General features: G+C 46.9%; 20 protein-coding genes. 3 read left to right on the top strand and 17 right to left on the bottom strand.

What is annotated here, in order from left to right:
* Window positions 1–302: 302 nt before the first annotated feature.
* On the top strand, window positions 303–1,367 hold the full coding sequence (xerS, locus tag EKM75_RS10205) for a tyrosine recombinase XerS (RefSeq protein WP_125694305.1): 1,065 nt from the start codon (window positions 303–305) through the stop codon (window positions 1,365–1,367).
* Window positions 1,368–1,570: 203 nt separating this feature from the next.
* On the opposite strand, the gene EKM75_RS10210 is transcribed toward xerS, so the two are convergent.
* The gene (locus tag EKM75_RS10210) at window positions 1,571–2,152 is read right to left on the bottom strand and encodes a TetR/AcrR family transcriptional regulator (protein ID WP_125694307.1); all 582 of its coding nucleotides are present in this window, start codon (window positions 2,150–2,152) and stop codon (window positions 1,571–1,573) included.
* 182 nt (window positions 2,153–2,334) lie between these two features.
* Between EKM75_RS10210 and EKM75_RS10215 the strand changes: the two genes are divergently transcribed.
* On the top strand, window positions 2,335–3,750 hold the full coding sequence (locus tag EKM75_RS10215) for an MDR family MFS transporter (protein WP_125694309.1): 1,416 nt from the start codon (window positions 2,335–2,337) through the stop codon (window positions 3,748–3,750).
* A gap of 140 nt (window positions 3,751–3,890) precedes the next feature.
* Here the strand turns inward: EKM75_RS10215 and EKM75_RS10220 are convergent, their stop codons facing one another.
* From EKM75_RS10220 to EKM75_RS10240, 5 genes are all read right to left on the bottom strand, one after another.
* A complete protein-coding gene (locus tag EKM75_RS10220; protein WP_125694310.1) occupies window positions 3,891–4,424 on the bottom strand; it encodes a hypothetical protein in 534 nt (177 codons plus the stop codon).
* 118 nt (window positions 4,425–4,542) lie between these two features.
* Window positions 4,543–5,502: an alcohol dehydrogenase catalytic domain-containing protein gene (locus EKM75_RS10225; protein WP_125694311.1), complete on the bottom strand. Its 960-nt coding sequence runs from the start codon at window positions 5,500–5,502 to the stop codon at window positions 4,543–4,545.
* Window positions 5,503–5,578: 76 nt separating this feature from the next.
* Window positions 5,579–5,926, bottom strand: a complete 348-nt coding sequence (locus EKM75_RS10230; protein WP_125694313.1) for an MmcQ/YjbR family DNA-binding protein — start codon at window positions 5,924–5,926, stop codon at window positions 5,579–5,581.
* A 59-nt stretch (window positions 5,927–5,985) separates the two neighbouring features.
* Window positions 5,986–6,135 (bottom strand): helix-turn-helix transcriptional regulator, encoded by a 150-nt coding sequence (locus tag EKM75_RS10235; protein WP_125694314.1) that lies wholly within the window; start codon window positions 6,133–6,135, stop codon window positions 5,986–5,988.
* Window positions 6,136–6,277: 142 nt separating this feature from the next.
* On the bottom strand, window positions 6,278–7,981 hold the full coding sequence (locus tag EKM75_RS10240; protein ID WP_164508784.1) for an MFS transporter: 1,704 nt from the start codon (window positions 7,979–7,981) through the stop codon (window positions 6,278–6,280).
* A 90-nt stretch (window positions 7,982–8,071) separates the two neighbouring features.
* Here EKM75_RS10240 and EKM75_RS10245 point away from each other — a divergent pair, with 90 nt between their 5' ends.
* Complete coding sequence (locus EKM75_RS10245) at window positions 8,072–8,605, top strand: TetR/AcrR family transcriptional regulator (protein ID WP_125694316.1); 534 nt, start codon at window positions 8,072–8,074, stop codon at window positions 8,603–8,605.
* 211 nt (window positions 8,606–8,816) lie between these two features.
* Here the strand turns inward: EKM75_RS10245 and EKM75_RS10250 are convergent, their stop codons facing one another.
* The 11 genes from EKM75_RS10250 to EKM75_RS10300 form a co-directional block, all read right to left on the bottom strand.
* Window positions 8,817–9,659 (bottom strand): alpha/beta hydrolase, encoded by an 843-nt coding sequence (locus EKM75_RS10250; protein ID WP_125694318.1) that lies wholly within the window; start codon window positions 9,657–9,659, stop codon window positions 8,817–8,819.
* 174 nt (window positions 9,660–9,833) lie between these two features.
* Window positions 9,834–10,331: a cysteine hydrolase family protein gene (locus EKM75_RS10255; RefSeq protein ID WP_125694320.1), complete on the bottom strand. Its 498-nt coding sequence runs from the start codon at window positions 10,329–10,331 to the stop codon at window positions 9,834–9,836.
* 228 nt (window positions 10,332–10,559) lie between these two features.
* Window positions 10,560–11,891 (bottom strand): YhgE/Pip domain-containing protein, encoded by a 1,332-nt coding sequence (locus EKM75_RS10260; RefSeq protein ID WP_225426705.1) that lies wholly within the window; start codon window positions 11,889–11,891, stop codon window positions 10,560–10,562.
* Between the two features lie 91 nt (window positions 11,892–11,982).
* Complete coding sequence (locus tag EKM75_RS10265) at window positions 11,983–12,624, bottom strand: TetR/AcrR family transcriptional regulator (RefSeq protein ID WP_125694322.1); 642 nt, start codon at window positions 12,622–12,624, stop codon at window positions 11,983–11,985.
* Between the two features lie 151 nt (window positions 12,625–12,775).
* The gene (locus EKM75_RS10270) at window positions 12,776–14,164 is read right to left on the bottom strand and encodes an MFS transporter (protein WP_125694325.1); all 1,389 of its coding nucleotides are present in this window, start codon (window positions 14,162–14,164) and stop codon (window positions 12,776–12,778) included.
* Window positions 14,165–14,300: 136 nt separating this feature from the next.
* On the bottom strand, window positions 14,301–14,588 hold the full coding sequence (locus tag EKM75_RS10275; protein WP_125694327.1) for an ArsR/SmtB family transcription factor: 288 nt from the start codon (window positions 14,586–14,588) through the stop codon (window positions 14,301–14,303).
* 121 nt (window positions 14,589–14,709) lie between these two features.
* Window positions 14,710–15,099, bottom strand: coding sequence for a DUF3021 domain-containing protein (locus EKM75_RS10280; RefSeq protein WP_125694329.1), 390 nt, complete (start codon window positions 15,097–15,099; stop codon window positions 14,710–14,712).
* A 12-nt stretch (window positions 15,100–15,111) separates the two neighbouring features.
* Window positions 15,112–15,567, bottom strand: coding sequence for a LytTR family DNA-binding domain-containing protein (locus EKM75_RS10285; protein WP_382338809.1), 456 nt, complete (start codon window positions 15,565–15,567; stop codon window positions 15,112–15,114).
* A 20-nt stretch (window positions 15,568–15,587) separates the two neighbouring features.
* Window positions 15,588–16,463, bottom strand: a complete 876-nt coding sequence (locus tag EKM75_RS10290) for an ABC transporter permease (protein ID WP_125694332.1) — start codon at window positions 16,461–16,463, stop codon at window positions 15,588–15,590.
* Between the two features lies 1 nt (window position 16,464).
* On the bottom strand, window positions 16,465–17,325 hold the full coding sequence (locus tag EKM75_RS10295) for an ABC transporter ATP-binding protein (RefSeq protein ID WP_125694334.1): 861 nt from the start codon (window positions 17,323–17,325) through the stop codon (window positions 16,465–16,467).
* A 213-nt stretch (window positions 17,326–17,538) separates the two neighbouring features.
* Entirely contained in the window at window positions 17,539–18,357 is an 819-nt protein-coding gene (locus tag EKM75_RS10300; protein ID WP_125694336.1) for a DUF5776 domain-containing protein, read from the bottom strand.
* Between the last annotated feature and the right edge of the window lie 236 nt (window positions 18,358–18,593).

The following is an 18,593-nucleotide window of genomic DNA, read 5'->3' on the forward strand; positions in this document are numbered from 1 at the left end:
ACTGCTGCTATACCAGTATTTAACAGGATTTGAACGTAACCGTAAGTAACAATGTTCTTCAACCAACATAAGCTTGTAGTTCAAACACCGAAAAACGGCTATATAACAGGCATTACGCCCATTTTTAACCCCAATATGCTAACTGACTCTATAGGTCATAATAGTACTATTCAAACTACTACTTTCATTAAAACAAATATTTTAAAGATAGTAATAAGCAAAAATAAGACGGGGGACTTGCTAATTGAACCATTCACCGGTATCATATAACATATGAGAACATACGTTTGGAGGCCACTTCCATGGAGAAACAACATTACTTAAAATTAATTAACGAAGAACTGGCCACCGCACCCTGGTACGTCCAGGAATACTACCAGGCCAAAGCGACCGTGCCCCTGTCTCCAGCCACCCTCTATCAGTATCTAACCGAGTACCGCCGCTTCTTCAACTGGTTGATCAGTGAAGGCCTGACGACAGCTACCTGCCCCGCTGACATTGATATTCAAGTGCTGGCTAGTTTAAAGAAAGAAACCGTTGAACTATACAAATCTGCTTTATTGAATCAAACCAAGCTCACGGGCGCCCCTGGTAGCCGAACCCATCCAACCATCAATCGCTCGTTAAACGCCCTCTCTTCACTCTTCAAGTACCTGACGGAAGATACCGAAGACGAGCACGGTGAAGCCTACTTCGACCGTAACGTGATGCACAAGATTGCCCTGGTCCGAACCAGTGAGACCTACGCGACCCGAGCAGCCAACTTAAAAACCAAGCTCATGCTGGGCGACACGGATCATGATTACCTGGCCTTTATCGACAAAAAATACGAAGATCTGTTGTCACCGGCTAAAAAACGGTATTTTCACCGGGACAAACAGCGTGACCTAGCCATCAACGCCCTGCTGTTGGGCAGCGGCTTGCGGGTCTCAGAAGCCGCCAATGCTGACCTGCGCCACCTGAACTTGAAAACGGGCACGATTGGTGTGGTCCGTAAGGGTGGCCAACGGGACACGGTGCCGATTGCGCCGTGGACGTTGCCTTACATTCAAGACTATGTTGAGCACCGAACGGCGATTTATCACGCTACTAGTAGTGACCGGGCCCTTTTCCTCAGCAGCTACCGCGGCCAGGCCTCGCGCATGCAGGCCAATTCCATGGAAAAAATGGTGGCCAAGTACTCCGCCGCATTTAAGGTCCGTATCACGCCGCATAAGCTCCGGCACACGTTAGCCTCAAAACTCTACCTAGCCACCAAGAACGAGCAGCTCGTGGCCACCCAGCTGGGACAGAACTCAACCAGTGCGACCGGACTGTATACTCATATTATTGATGAGGAACAACGGCATGGGTTGGAAAAAATGTAAAATATTAATTGCTTTTTTCCTAAAAAGTTCCCTTAAAAATGTACTTTATTTTGGATTTAATTTAAAATCAGCGACCTAATTTTAGAAAAAGCCAGATTTCCTTATGAAAGGAAATCTGGCCTTTTAGGCTGGTATAAATTTGGCTAGCTGCAGCATTTTTCATGCCAAGTTGTTTATATCATTTCTAATTTCATTAGTAGCGTTTACTTTAGAAAACGGTCATACACCGGCATCAAAACCATATTGACCAAGTTATGAAAACGTTGCTTTGTTATTGGCTCATCGTCAAATAAACTGTCGAGTGTTAATAAGATAGGAATGTTATAAAACTGTTGCGGCATTTCAGCTTTCAGATCACCACGAACTCGTGCTTGATCAAAAATCTTTTTGACAATCTGAGTCAGATAATTATCTTGATTAAGCTTGTCAAAATACTCACCAAGAGTAATACTACCTAGTCGTTCTTTAGCAAGCCCAATCATATTTTGATAATTCATTTGCGACATTGCAGTTACTATTTCATCAAATAACTTAATTAAGTCTTTTTGTACATTACCAGTATCGGGAATTTCTAAATTAAATTTCCCTATCTGTGTTCTCAATGCTGCCAAGACAATATCTGCTTTAGAATCCCACCGGCGATATAGTACATTTTTATTCGTACTGGCATTCTTCGCAATCATATCCATAGTTAAATCTTCATATTTAGTTGTCGCAATTAACTCTAACGTGGCTGACAAAATATCGTTTTCGAGTTGTTGCCCCCGTCGCCGTTTCTGTACCATCTCATAAACTCCTATCCTAATCTCTTATTTAACTGTACCACGAAATTGTTTAATATTTAACACTGAATTATTGCTATGAACAATCACCAAACGCAAAAACTTGACGAAAATCACCTTTAGAGATAAGATACCTCAGTACCTTAAATTAGGTACTGAGGTATCTTAAAAGTGGAGGCGTCAACATGAAAGAACAAAAATTACCACGAAACATCTTGAATCAAGCCTGGATCATCGTTTTAGGTGCCATCGCACCGCTTCTTGATTCAACGATGGTCAATATTGCCCTGAATCATTTAGTTAAGAGCTTCAATACCTCATTGAGTACCGTTCAGTGGGTCGTCACTGGCTATCTGTTAGCTATGGTAGTCGCTGTGCCCTTCACCGGCTGGCTCAACGATAAATTTGGTGGCAAAAATGTTTTCTTAGGGGCTGAGCTGTTATTTGGTATTATGTCCCTTGCTGCCGGTCTTTCAGGAAACATCAACGTCTTGATTGGCTTTCGGTTCGTTCAAGGGTTCAGTGCTGGACTGATTACCCCACTACTAACGACGTTACTGGTTGATATTGCTGGTACTAGTATGATGGGTCGTTTGATGGCCGTCGTTGGTCTGCCAGTCTTACTGGGACCAATTTTAGGACCAGTCTTTGGTGGTGTTATTGTTCAATACTTAAATTGGCGTTGGATTTTCTTTGTGAATATTCCAGTAACCATCATTGCTTCGCTCTTTATTTGGTTAAAGCTGCCACGTACGGCGCCTAAGAACATCCATGCCAAATTCGATTGGCTCGGGGTCGCTTTACTTGCAGGGATGTCAGCCAGCATTGTCTATGGTGTTGTCCAAGCGAGTTCCAAAGCTAATTTTACCAATAGCACCACAATTACTTACCTGATCATCGGTGCAATTGCAGGTGTTCTGTATTTCATCTATGCCGCATTGAAAAAAGAACAGGCCATCGTGCCACTCTCCCTATTCAAACATGGGAACTTTGACGGTTCGGTGATTGGGCTATTTTTAGCCGGTGTCGCAACTAATGGTCCAATGCTATTGTTGCCACTATTTTTCCAAAATTTGCGTGGTCAATCAGTTGCAATGGCTGGGCTGTCACTGTTACCACAAGGCATTGGTATGTTGCTTGCGCGACCAATTATTGGCCGTTTGATCGATAGTATCGGTGCACGTTTTGTCATGCTTGGTGGACTAGCAATCACACTGATTGGCTCAGTTCCTTTCATCTACTTTAACCAAAAATCTGCTTATTGGCTGTTGATGGTGGTCCTCTTCATTCGCGGAATTGGAGCCGGTGCAATCATTAGCCCGCTTATGACCGATTCTTTCATCGGTATTGACCCGAAACTGTCTGGTCAAGTTTCAATCGCAACTCGGATCATGCAAAACGTTGGTGGTGCCTTTGGGTCTGCTTTATTAGCCACCATTGTTGTGAATTATCAGACTAATCATAGTCACTTTTTGGGACTGAGCATGATTGCTTCAAGTTACCAACAAGGATTCTTATGGGCCGTCATCTTCACAGCATTACTAGCGATTCCAGCACTGTTGTTGACCAACCGGTTAGGTAATCATAAACAAAATTCGTAGACTATTTCGTAATCCTTAATCGACATTTTAAAATAATAACTATTAAAATATCTGCTGTAATAAACAAGTCTTAATGTTTATACACAGCAGATATTTTAGTGTTTTATTTAAAATAGCCCATTTTTAGAAATATCGTTAGCTTAGTCTCGACAGCGTTTTCCTTCACTACGGTCATGATGCCGCTCGGCTTGAAGTTCAGCGTTAGCACGCATTTCCGTTGGATACTTTCGGCCAGCTAACCACCAAACACACCCACGTTGCACCAACAAGGTGACGCCTAAATAGAGCAATAACGTGACTGAACTGCCGGTCCATAACCGATCAACACCCAAGTGACCGGCAATACCGACGACCCACCAGACCAACGTCAACCAATTCCCTTGGCGCATCACCAGTCCATTATCATCCACCCAGAACCGATACGACCAGGCCCGTAACAGAGCAAAGATAATCGCACTAGCTAAGCTCAAGCCACCAAAGACAACCACCTGTGAAGGACTGATCTGTAGATGCTGTTTGTTGAAAGCATCTCCAATTGACGCAGCTCCCAATAGTACCACCAGTACGAAAAATTTCATTTTAAAGCGAACCACTTTGGGGGCAAGCTGCCGTTTAATCACGACGAAAAGTAACCACGCACCCAACACCAAATTGGTCAAATCTAGATTTTGCATCTCAAACTCCCTTAAGCTATTTATTTAAGCCATTTCTGTAGTATACACCTTAAACCTAAAAAGTGGTCAATCCACATTTGGATTGACCACTTTTACCTGTCTTTAAAAACAATCGAATCTATGGCAACACGACAACCTTACCAAGCCCATCACTAGTCGCAAGATACGCGTGAGCGGCTCGCGTTTCAGCTAGCGTAAAGACGTGCTCTGGGGTCACATCAACCTGGTGCTCTGCGATAAAGTCGAATAAGCTTTGGATACGTGCGGCATCAACGTGACCCGAATAAAATCCCGTCAGGTAACGATTGTTGGGGATGTCCATGATGGGATCGAAGCCATCAAGCGTCCAGACACCACCGAGCTCCCCGGTTGCGCTAACAATGCCCCATTCAGCCGTGTGCTGTAAGGAATCCCGGACGGCTGAGGGCCCCATCAAGTCCACAATCTTGTCGAATTCACCCGCACCCGCCGGCAAGACGTTAGCGTCGGGTGTATGCAGGACCTGATCAATCCCGAGCTGCTTCAGAGCGCTATCCTTACGCGTCGAGCGCGAGGTCCCCGTGACTGACAGATTCAAACCGGATGCGTTCATTAATTTTAGCACCGCGACGCCCACGCCACTAGTGGCGGCACGAATCAACACACGGTCACCCGCCTGTAAGCGTAAGCTCTGATAGATACCAAACGCCGTATAGAAGGTCTCGGGCACCGCCGCCAGTTGGGCCCAGTCTAGCTTAGTCTTAATCGGATAGACCTGGTCGTTAGGCAACAGAACATATTCGGCATAACTGCCATCAAAGGCCCGACCCATTTCGCCCATTAAGGAAACAACGGTTTGACCAAGGTGAAATTGATCCGGTGCGCTGGTTTCATCAACCGTGCCAACAACTTCAATCCCTAATATTCGTGGGAACTGAACAGAAGGCGACTTGCCCTCCCGCGTAAAAATTTCCGAATGATTGATGCCAAATCCCCGAACCTTAACCCGTGTCCAGCCCGGTCGTACCGCGGGGGTTGGGACCTCCGTGTATTCCAAAACTTCTGGCCCACCTGGCCGATTAACGACTACCGCATGCATGGCGTGATCTTCCCTTCATTTTGCAAAAACTAAACTGATCCGTCTTGCTATCAAGTCTACATCATCATACCATTAATTAATCGGTCAATTGGAAACTAGCATCAACAAGTTTCCGCAAGACCTCTTTGGACGGCACCTGACTGATATCCAGGGTAATCCAGTGTTGTTTCGTGAAATGCTGTCCCGGTAGGATGTAAGGCATCGTGTCAATGAGCTCGTCAATGCTGGCAGGGTTACATTTTAAATCCAGGTACAAGGTTTCATTTTTCTCGTAGGCCAGCCCAAATATTTTCTTACTAGCCGCGTGTCGCAACGCGTCGAAGACAATCCGATTGCGGCGACCCGGGGCGTTAAACGGCTCATCAACATTAACTTTCTGGCCCTCGCTACTAAATGCGATGAGGGCTTCTTTTGTCATTTCCATAGTTATGACTCTCCTTCACTTCGATAGTCAAACAAGACGTCTACTGATGCGTTTAGAATCTATGCTAATTTAAAGGCCAGGCTTAGCGACGGATTATACTTATCGTTTTCAATGGCATTGATTGTTTGCCACGTCACGGCCGCCAATTTAGCCACCTTTGCCTGAGATAATTCTAGTGTTTTACGCCAAATGGCAATACTATTTTGCATCGCTTTCGCCTTCCTATGTCAATCCTATCTAACACTTTTAGTAAAACATGTTTGATATCAAATGTAAAAACTTTTTGACATTTATGACGGTGACCGAAAAAAGCGTCTGAGATCTTCGTCAATCCCAGACGCCCACTAAAATTTAGTTTCGATTCAGATAATCACGGCGTTTCCTGAACAGAAATACTGTCAATAGCATGCCAAACGTAAATGGCAGCGCCAATCGATATGGCCGCAAGAAGGCCTGGGTTAATTGTTGCTTAGTTTCGCGTCTGATTGTCGCAACCACGGGTGTCAAAGCCCTATTATCTTGAGTAATTTGGGTCGTCACGGCCTGGCTAACCTGTTGGTGGATACGCCGTTTAACGGCAGCTGGTGCTTGGGTCAACTTATTTTTCTGCAAGGCTTGCTGATAGTTTAAGCGGATGAGTCGTTGCGTTTTCGGCTTATCGATGAACGTTGTCTGTTGATGCTTAGGCGTTTTCTCCGTAGCTAACTGGGTTTTTACCTGCATCAGCGTGTCACGCTTCACCTTGTCTGTCACCGATAGAGCCTCGACGCCGTTCTGCGCAAAGGTCCAGATATTGGTTTTCGCCGTTAACAAATTCGCAGACAGTGCCGACACAAAAATGGCCACGGCTAGAGATGTCCCAATCTGCCGAAAAACACCAATGACGCTCTGCGAGGCCGTTAACAGATTGCCGGTGAAGTCGCCGGCCGCCAGTACCGTAATCGGTCCAATCACGATGCCGTAGCCTGCGCCCACTAGGATTGCTGCCACACAGACCTGCCAATAGATATTGGGATTCATTTGACTAAGGGCCACATAACCCCCAATCATCGACAGACTCCCCATCAAAATGACAGCTCGCGGCCCCATCTTGGATAACAGCCAACCGCTGATGGGTGACCAGATGAAGATCATGAGCGAGGCCGGCGTAATCATCAGTGCTGCCAGGAGCTCCCCTTTATTTTGTACCTTCGTAAAGAAGCTCGGCATCAAGACTAATAGCGCAACCAGAAAGATACCGGACATCACGGTCACAACTGCTGACCCGACAAACTGTTTGTCCTTAAATAAAGCCAGCGGCACCATAGGTTGTTGACTATGTGCTTCGACCACAATAAAAGCAACCAGTGCAACCAGACTCAGTAGTCCAAGTCCCAGACCTCTCCCACTCGTCCACCCCCAGTCGCTACCCTTGACCAGCAACAGGGTTAGGCTGAATAACATCAGCATTGAGAGTAGCGAACCAGCAATATCTAAACGTTCCTTGGTTTGCTTGCTTTCATGTAGATCGAACAACCGCCAGCAAAGCACGAGCGAAAGCAAGGTAAACGGCACGTTGATCAAGAATATTCCACGCCAACCAAAGAATTGCGTCATGATCCCGCCAATCGTTGGTCCCATGGCTGCCGCTAATCCCTGCGTGACGCCCAGTGTGGCAATCGCACTGGTTCGTTTTTCCATAGGAACGCTCTGAATGCCAATTGTCATACTGGCTGGGAAGACGATTGCTGCCCCCAAGCTCTGAATTCCCCGGCCCACAATTAGCCACGCCACATTAGCTGCTAATCCAGAAAATAGTGAACCGATTAAGAATAGCGCTAAGCCAAAAATGTAAAACCGGCTGCGGCCATGGATATCTGCTAGTCGGCCTAAGGGAATCGTCAAACTAGCAAACAAAATCGTATACAAATTGAGCGCCCATGAGAGCTGCTCCAGACTGGTCGATAACCCCGTTTGAATTGCTGGTAACGCAATGTTCATCACCGTCGTGTCCAGCATACATAGGAAAATTCCAATGGCCATTGTCCCAACTAACTTCGTAGCTTTTTTCAACATAAGATCCCCTCCTCAAGTGTTATCGTTAGTCTACGGGGATGGCTTACGATAAACTAGATTTAGGTTACAGAAAGGGAGATGTTGTGACCCATGAATCCACAGGAACGTAAGCAACAAAACTTGGCGACCATCTACCAGGCACTACTGGAGTTGATGATGCACAAACCCATGACGGCCATCTCCATCACTGAACTGTGTCACCGGGCTCGAGTTTCCCGGTCGTACTTTTATCGGCACTATCAAAACTTCGATCAAATTATCACCGCGTATCAAACACAAAACATGCTCAGTTACCTGCGCCGTTTGCCACGTGTATCTCAAGTTGAACTCGCTGACCTAATGACGCATTACTTCAAGAATACCAAGTTAGAGGCCGAAACTTATCAGCTTCTGATTAAAAATGGCCAACTAGATATCCTCTTGCAAACGTTCCAAACCGTTTTTTATTTGCTGATCAAACAGGACCGTATCAGCGGACACAGTTCACGTTTAAATGAACCATATTATTTAGAGTACTTTTCTGGTGCCGTCATCAATATCACAGTCAACTGGGTCAAACGGGGTTTTGTTGAAACCCCAGAATATTTAGGGAAAATGGTGACTCAATTTACGCTGAGACAATAGAAATGACACCACTCCAGTTGGCTAATCTGCCGATCTTTGCCCCCCCTACCTCCAGCAGATTAATCCTGTCTTGTAATCACATAATTTTAGAATACAAAAACGACCTCACCGCGGTTAATTCTGCGATGAGGCCATTCAATTTGAAAAACTTAACCTAAGCTTGTCTGTCATTAGTCTAAGATATTAGTGCTTTACTGGTTCTCCACAACCACTAGTTCTGGAGAAAATGAATCAACAGGCGGTCTACTCGCACATTATCATGTAGTTTACTGTGTTGGGCACCCGGCCCCATAATTTTTTGTTCCTGGTAGGACTTGGCCCGACTGGCAACCAAATACCGCAATGACTGGGATAAGGCGTTACTAACTGATCCATCTGAATGAGACCCATCATCTTTATCACCGTAGATGTTCAGTACGTCAATCTGATTTTTCGGATAGGTCTGCCGGAGTGGCAACAAGGCCTGGTACTCCGGTTGCATCTTCTCAGGCTGCCCATTGGAACGCAGCTTCATCCGGTTAGGTTCATCATTTATTCCCAAAATGCCGTTAAAGTGGCCGGCAATGTCGACCTGCTTTTGTAGTTTAGGTAAGTTGGCCTGATTCTGCCGTAAATAATACATAATAGCCATATTACCCATTGAATGACCGACAACGTTGAACTTTTTAGCCTGATAAGTTTGTTGCAGTTTAACAACCGTTGCCTTGGCCCACCGACCCCATTGCTCAGGACTTGAATTCCGACTATCCTGATAATCTACCTCGACAATGGGGTGATAGTCACCCGCACGAAACTGGCCAGACAGGGTGACCTTTCCTCGTTTCGAAACGGTGGCCCGCACGATTGTCTTCGTTATCCCGGCATTTACGAGTGCATGGGCCATCTGATTTTCAGCACGATAACTACTTCCCCAACCGTGGAAAAATAGTGTCGGCTCATATTTACTAGAATTGGGTAGCTTAGCTGTAGTAGAATGACCGCCACTCACCCCGCAGGCCGACAGTCCCAACATCAATAAACCAATCCCCAGGAATCCAATCCACCTTTTTTTCATGTGATTTCCCCCTATTAGTTGAACTAAACCTGATAGTCCAAGTATAAGCCTTCGGGTGAACTCGAAGGCAAACTTTATTCTCAAGTCGAACAAAACAAAGGCAGTTTAACCAGAAGTCTTCAAAAATATGGACAACAAAAAAGCCCACTGATAACTTCAGTGAGCTTGATTTCATTAAGCATCTAACATCGTGACGAACCGGTGATTCCAAATGCCCTCAAAGAAGGCAATGGTTTGGTCAGCCGTCATGAATTTATTATCCACAGTGGTCGTTAGCCCCCGTGTCATTTGTAAGTCGTAACCAATACCGTGGGCCACTTTAGTCGTGGTATCCACGCAGTATTCAACCTGAGCGCCACAGATTTCTAGTGACTCGGCAGCAAAACTCGTCAATACCCGCCGTAAGTTGGTATGGTAAAAGGCATTTGCGTGATGCTTAGAAACTAAGGGGTCCGTATCGCGGTAATCTAGGTCGGGAATCAATTCCCAATCGTGGGTTCCTTGAACCAAGTCTTCATCCGAATGCTGGATAAAAACAATGGGCTTTTTGGCCTTGCGGTACGCCGCAATCCGGGCGTTGACACCGGCAAGGACTTGGGACATGTTCGCTGCGGTCTGTTCACCGTAACAAACACCATTTTGAAGATCAATGACTAATAGAACGTCTGCCATGTTGATGGCCTCCTTCAGGAATCTTTCAGCTCAGCTTCTATCATACCCTATTTGTGGGGACCATCAAACAATAAATATTCCAGCATTAAGCTATTTCTAGTTTGATGAGAATAATTCTAACGAGTTGCTTCCGTGAATAGACGCTTCGTACAGTCAAACTGGTTGTCCGCCTAGTACTCTACCAAAATCGAATTGAATTTTAAATAGCCCTGTCAGCCAGGCAAAGTCTCAAAGTTCTGGCACATCCGCGCGATGCCAGTAGAAGTATGCCAACGTTCCTAAACTAAATCCCACGACGATGCCCACTAAGATCCAGCTAATGCCAGCAATCGAGCCTCCTAACGAAATCGTGTGCCGGAGCCCAGCCATCGCCACAGTCATCGGTAAATACGGGTGAACCGCTCGATAAAACGGATTAGTCAGTTCAATGGGATACGTGCCACCCGACGCGCCAATCTGAAAAAGCATGAACAGTAGCATCAGCCAGGCCCCAGTCAGGCCAAACCACAAGCGGAAACATGTCACCAGACTGAAGAAGGCTAGCACAATCAACAAGCTCAGTAGGTAAGTTTTTCCTGGTTCCAAGGGTCGCAACCCAATAATATAGCGCACGCCTAACCACATGCAGGAAGCTGCCAACACAACAAATCCCCAGAGCAAGCCCATTTTATCTAACCAAGCGTAGACAAAGTTACGGTAATTTCCGTGACGTTTGCGAGCATCGTAAATAATATTCAGTGTGATGCACCCCACGAACAATGAAATCGCCATAAAGTATGGTGCCATTCCTGTCCCATTATTAGCCACTGCCACCACGTCATGTTGCGTTAATTTCACGGGCATTGCCAGTTGCTTGAGCTGGTCAGCACGCCGGGGTGCACTTAGCTGTTGACTATGTTTAGCTAATCCGGTCGCAATCTTTTGGGTCGCTACCGCAACTTGAGTCGCTGGCAGACCTAACAAGCTAGCCTGACTTACCTGAGCATGTTGGCTGGCCGTCACTTTCAACTGTTGTCCCGCACTCACCGCAGACTTTTGACTAGCCTGAAGCTCCGCTTGAATGGCCGACTGGTTTAATTTTTCTTGAAGCTTCTGCATTGCGGTGGCCCCCATCTTAGCGGCTACCGTACTCTGCCCAGCGTTGGTATCGTATGTGAGTTGCAATTGTCGTGGCGCAGTTGCCAGATGGCGCAACGTCTTAGAAGCATTCGCCGGAATTTTTAAAACTAGAAATAATTGACCCGCCTTCAATTCACGTTGCGCCTTCGTTGCAGCCATCTGATGAAACTGCAAGGACTTCCCATCAACCAACTCCCGTGATACCGTTTGGCCCCAATGAAGCGTTTGCGTTCCCCGGTCCTGATTGACCACTGCCATGGGCAATCGGTGCATTTCTCCATACGGATTCCAAACGGACGCTAGAAATAAAGCGGCGTAGAATAATGGAATCACCAAAATGCCCAATAAAATCCGCCAAAGTGCTGGATGCTGCTTAAGGTATCGCCATTCCTGAGATTTCATGTCTTTCTCCCCCTTAACCCGAATGAACGAATCATTCATTCGATTGCCACCCAGTCTAAGCAAGTCCATCTAAAATACAATTTTTTGAAATTGTTGGTCAGACCTTAGACCAGTCAGCTAATTAAGGGACTTATTGATAACTACGTCTCAACATTGCCTGCACGACCCCCAACATTTGCTCATCATCACTTCGAGCCATCTCCGTTTCAAAACTGTCATAGCGCTTGTGGGCACACCACCAGAAAACCAGATCAACTACGACGACCCCGTTGCGTTGGGAATCGACTAACGTAGGTTGGTGCTGGTGTAAGAAGCTGCCTACCCGCTGATAAAGCTCCTGCCGTTGCTGTCGATAGAGCGCGGTCAATGCCGGATTCACGGTGGGGTTGTGCTCCAGAATCAAGAAGTAACGTCCGTAGCGTTTGAAGGCTGAAAACAGGGCCGTTAGCAATTGATCAAACGTTGTGGCCTGTTGGTTAGCCAGCTGATGATTCCAGTCCGCATAAGCGGCCTGGGTTCGCCGGACCAACTCCCGGGGATCAGCAGGTTGAATCGGATAGATGGCATGTGGCAGACCAGTTACCGCTGGCAAGGTCGTCAGGAAAACATAGTCTAGCAACGCCGCCTTTCCGCTAAATAAACGATACAAGGTGCCCACGGCCACGTTGGCTCGCTGCGCAATCATCTGCATCTGAGTTTCATGGTAGCCAGGCTGAATGAACGGTTCACTCGCCGCCGCGTAAATTCGACGCAATTTTTCTTCATCGGTCATGATTCACCAACCCCTTCCACTTTCATTAAACCGTATTCATCTAGAAAGTTCAGGCTTGGCCATGTTTCTAGCACACTCACCTTACAAACACATAGGGGACGACCACTCCCATCTCTGAGAATAATCGTCCACCTAATTAGACCGCTTGAACTTAATGACGACTGGCTCCCGGTTTAAGGGTCACCGGTATCACCACACGCAAACGCTGCGACCAAACCACGCCTACCAAGGAAATGAGTCCTGTCCCCACCATGGTTGCCCGGAAACCGCTAGCAAACGATAAACCTTGAAACTGGTAAAAGATCATGACGGCTATAGTCGTTCCCAAAGCCCCGCCCAACAGACGAAATACGTTGTAAATTCCCGCAGCTTTACCGATCATTGCTTGGGGAACCGCCCCAAGCACGGCCTTCTGCAGTGCCGGACCAGCCATAGATAACCCCACACCTGCCAGCATTAGCGGTATGATGAACCACCCATAGCTTTGTTGGCTGAACAGCGCAATCAATAAGTACCCCAATCCCTGCAGGCATAAACCAACCGTGGCTACCCGCCGTTCACCAAATTTATCAACCGCCCGCCCCGCAAATGGCGCTACCACGACTAGCGTACCCGTCCAAGGTAACAATTCCAGCCCTGCTGTCAGCGCGGTCGCATGTGGCTGGGCTTGCAAGTACTGCGGTAGGAAGAAGACAACGCCATACATGGACCCGTAAAGTAAGGCCGTGGCGAGGTTGCCACCGGTGAAGGTTCGGTTGTGAAAAATTTTGAGTGGAATCATCGGCTGCGCTTCAGTCGACTGACGATAAATGAACCAACCGCCACATGCCACACTTATGACAGCAACAACCACAATCAGGCCAAGTGCTCGCATTCCTAGATGACCAGTCGTTGCGGACAACGCCCAGATAATACCGGCCATGGTCACAACGATCAATAGATTGTCACCAAAATTTAGGGGCTCACTGGCACCACGACTCTCCGGTAAGTGGCGGTGAATCAATGCCAGGGCTATGATTCCAATTGGGACGTTGATCCAAAAGATCCATTGCCAGGTCAGTTGCGCCACAATGAAACCGCCTAGCGAAGGGCCCACGATTAGGGCTAGCCCACCAATTCCACTCCAAATACCTAACGCTCGTCCCCGTTGATTCGCTGGCAAGGTATTGGTCAGAATCGCCATTGACATGGGCGTCATGACCGAAGCACCGACGCCCTCCACTACCCGGGCTAAAATCAACCAACCAATGTTGCTGGCCAACGCGCACAAAACTGACCCAACCGTAAAGACCAAAATTCCTAAGCTATAGACCTTACGGCGGCCCCAACGCTCACCTAAGGCAACCCCTACCAGTAAGACAGCAGCAATTGTGATGTTGTAGGCATTCAGTGCCCATTGCAGCGTACTGATTGAAATTCGAAACTCATTGCGAATTGCCGTAGATGCCGTAGTCACAATCATGGCATCCATCATTGCCATGAAAAATCCCAACGATGTCAGAACTAGTACCCATTTAGACTGAAGCTCTTTTCCTGTCATTTCCCCGTCTCCCTACTCACTAAGATAGTTCAAATATCTTTGAACTATCTAAACATACCATTGGCAAGAACGGCTGACAAGCAGCAATTAAAAAAAGAGCAGTGCTTACAACACTGCTCTTGATTGGTCTAATCCCCTATAGATTTTGCCAGAAATGGGTGAAATACCGATCAAAGGTCGACCGGTCTAAAGTCACATATTTTTCGCGAGCCACTTTGTGGACACTAATCAGCTCCGCCTCCTGGAGAATCTTAAAATGATACGAACCCGAAGTTTTACTAATCTTCATAACCTGACTGATTTCACCACAAGAAACCTCGTGATTCAATTGATTCAAGTATCGGATTATTGCTAGTCGGATAGGGTCGGCCAGGGCCTTGAATACCTTGATGCTGTCTTCAGTTGTTTGCATTGATTTTGTCATATCTTTATCCTACTAGACTTGAAATTTTACGCAAGCATTTACGAATCTTCAAGGAATTAAATTTCCTTCCCATTACTTTTTGTATATAACAACTATTCTTTGAACTGGTCCATCGTGATGGTCACTTATGCGGGCGCTTCTTCAACACCCGATTGATCTGGGTAACCCGTAGATGTTGATTCAGTCTGACCGTCCCACTAATAACTAAATAGATTAACAGAAAGACTAGCCAAAATGTCCACCCAATTGGCCAATCATTGTAGGCCATCAATGCCACCATTAGGAGTGCCGTTCCAACCAGATGAACTCCAAATGCTAACAACAAGGAAACTTCCACCTGACAATTATCAAAAATGAGACTAAGCACGCCAATCAAGGCACTCGTCAGAAGCAGGCTGACCCCATTGCCAGGTGATACATGCGCCGGAGCTACCTGGAAGACGATCAATAGGAGGTACGTCACTGCACCATATCCCATACCCTGCAGGCCATACCGCAATCCTTTTTTCACAGCTACCCCCTCCTATAGCCCCAATTGGCTCATCAACGCTTTGACATACTTGCGGCTTACAACTGTCTTGATCTGCATTGATAGAATCGCCGTCAGGTTACCGGAAAAGCTGTCTTCCAGTGACTGAAGATGATTCAAATTCAACACCCCATGCTTGGAAACCTGAACAAAGTTGTCGTCACCCAAGCGGCGGACAAAACTTCGCAAGGTCTCGTGTGTGGTAATCGTCCCAGTAGTTGTATATAGCAATAACATCTCCTGCTGGATATCAGCTAGAATAATTGTGGCCGTCTTCACCAACAACAGCCGATCTGGCGTCTTCACGGGAATAAGTCCGGCATGGGGTGTCTGATAATTGTCTAAATAATCCAAAATGGCCGTTGTCTCCGGACTCTGGGTCGCTGCCTGCACCACGACTAACGGATCAGTCGGGTCGATGGCCGCGTTCTGCTCAAATTTGTGGTGCACCCCAATCCCCCCCATTTCACTTACCGTTCCTGAATTGATTGGTGCTGCCGGTGAAGCCGAACCCACACTGGTCCGAAGGCCAAAGCAGTCGCCCCAATCAAGATTAATCCCATTATGCGGTAAGTCTCTGGATGAGTCAATAAGGTTGACCAGTTGAGCCGGACACCCATCAATTGTTCAAAGTGAGTCCTGGCAATCCAGTTACCAGCAAAGGCTGTTTTTAAGTTACCCGCCATCAAATACTGTCGGTAAAGGGCGGCCACGTAGCTTCCTGGAACAAATTTAACCAAGTCTTGGGCAAAGGTGGGTAGAATACCAATGGGCATGTAGGTACCCACTAGGAACCCGGCCGCCGTTCCCACGATAGTACCCAATTTGTTCAAAGTGTTCACCGCATGAACGCCTGAAATAATCACCGCATTTACCATTGTTGCAAGAAGCGAGCTGATAACCATCAGTCCCAGCACTTTGCCGACTGTCGAACTCCCGAGAGTTACCCCATCCGTCAGGTAAAAGTTTCCCCACATGATTATCAACATGACCGCCTGCATTAACGTGCCAATAATCGTCGCACTACACAGATAACTGGTAAATAAACGGAATGGACCGGCGTCAGTCAGTTCCAGATCAGCCGTTACGTGTTTCTCCTTGTCGTTTACCATCAGTGACAGACTGGTGAGGGTCGTCGTAATGCCGGTAATGGACAGGGTTCCACCGATTAGCCAGGTGTCGAGAAGTAGCTTGGCATGAGGCACCCGCTGCCAACTCGTTAACATGTTTTGTTTCAGGAAAACTAGGTATAGGATGAATGAAATGAGCGCCCCCAGTAGCGAGAAGAACACCCCGCTCCGATCCCGGAAGTACAGCAGCAAGTTGCGCTTAATCATTGCTAGCACGTTAACGCATCTCCTTTCCAGTGAGAGCCAGGAAGGCATCATCCAGGGTTCCCGGTCGAAATTCAAAGTTACTGATCAATGGCCGATTCATCGTTAAGATATCCAAGGCGGCTTGCATCGTTGCTAGCCTAAAGGTAACCTGCGAACGTGTTTGATGGGTTGGTTGTAGCGCCACCTGGGCAATGAGTTGCGCAACATCTGGTGTCGTCACGGTTAAAATATCGGCAGCATAGCGGATCTTAATCTCAGCAGCAGTTCCCTGAGCCAATACGCAGCCATGATCGATCACGACGACATGGTCTGCGTTGTCAGCCTCGTCTAGGTAATGGGTCGTGAGAATGACAGTCAATTGCCGGTCTCGTTGTAAACGCTGAATCAGCGTCCAGATAGCGTGGCGGGTCTGAATATCTAGACCAGTCGTGGGTTCGTCCAAAAATAAAACGTCAGGGTCGTTAAGTAAGGCGCGAGCAATGTCGACGCGCCGTTTCTGACCGCCAGACAGGGTCCCGTAGCGTTGCTGCATGAAGTTGGTCAAACCCAGCTGTTGGCTTAGAGTGGCCACCCGGTCGGCTGGAACGTGATGATACTGGTCCGCCCGAATTTGGAGGTTCTCACGAACTGTTAAGCAGTTATCCAAAACACTCCCCTGAAAAACAACGCCTAATTTGGCGTGATGATCATAAATAATGGTCCCAGCGGTCGGTCGACTAAGTCCAATCAACATGTTCATTGTCGTTGATTTGCCAGCGCCATTGGGACCGAGTAAAGCGGTAAAGCTGCCCCGTGTAATTCGTAAGTCGAGGGCGTTGACCGCAATTTTATTGCCAAACCGTTTCGTTAAGTGTTTCGTCTCTAGTAGCATTCCCCTCATCTCCTATGCCAGGAGAATACACCCGGGGCGCGGGGATGTCTCACCTACCGGGACAAGTGGTATTCACTGCTCAGTAAGTGGTCGAAACAGCCGGGTGAAATCCTTGGAAGAAAATATGATTTTACCACCCACCCGGTTTCAATTTTGAGCGCTCAAATGACGGCAAAAAATGGTGGCCATCACTGGCCACCATTGTTATTTTGTTTATTTATCGGCTATAACTAACTTCTTATTAGCTGATACAAATTGCCCATTGCTTAATTCAAAGCGCGTAGTTAAGCGATAATGCTTCATCCCAACAACTTTTAGAGTTTTACCGGCTTTCACGTGTTTTCCTGCCTTACTCAGCTTCAGGTCTTGATAGCGGTCGATCCCCTGCTTATTCAAAATTTTGATTCTCTTAACTGATTTTTGATAATAGACTGGTGCCACAAAAGCTGATTTAGCCGTGATGTAACCCGTCTTACCAGTGACATCCTTCACTTGATAACGCAGCAAACCGGACTTGGACCGTGCGTAACCAACCACCTTAAACATTGGTCGATTCGTGCGTTTGGTCTTAGGATAAGTTGCCACACGTTGACCTTTCGTAAACGTTGGCTTCTGATACAGATATAGCTTCTTTAGCCCATAAACGACCGTTTGCTTAGGTACCACTGGACTTGGTGCAGCCTGGACAGTTAACGTAACCGTCTTAGTTTCACCGTTCGCAGCTTTGAGGGTCACTGAGTAGGTACCCGGCTTCTTGAGGTCAGCCTTACTCGTATCGACTGTGACCGGAATACTGTCACCACTGTTATTGGTGGCTTTGGCGTGGAACGTGGTCGCATCAACGCTCTGGCCAACTGTCACGGTTGCCTGCTGGTCAGCAGTGAAACTGGTTTGATCAATTACCGTTGGAGTAGCCGGTTTAGGCTTCAAGTAAATATAGAAATTCTGGAGAGAATAAGTGCCTCCAGCAGACTTGGTTAAAATAGCCTTGTTATGGGCCTCTTGCCTAGTCTTCACTAAATCAATCGTCATATTTTGAAGCTGATTAGCAGTAATTATCGAAGTAAGACCATCAAAATCGGTTGCTAATTTTTTTTGAAACTCTGCTGAATCTTTTCCGCCCGAACTCGTTGGATCACAGATCTGACTAAGTTCAGCAATTCCCTGATCACGTTTGGTTGGATCATTAGCATACCCGTTGTGCTAGTTAATTAGCTGCCAGGTATCTACGAATAAAAGTTGTTCTAATCGACTTTTGAAGCCACGCA

The sequence above is a fragment of the Levilactobacillus tongjiangensis genome, from assembly GCF_003946345.1.
GTDB classification, from domain to species: Bacteria; Bacillota; Bacilli; order Lactobacillales; family Lactobacillaceae; genus Levilactobacillus; species Levilactobacillus tongjiangensis.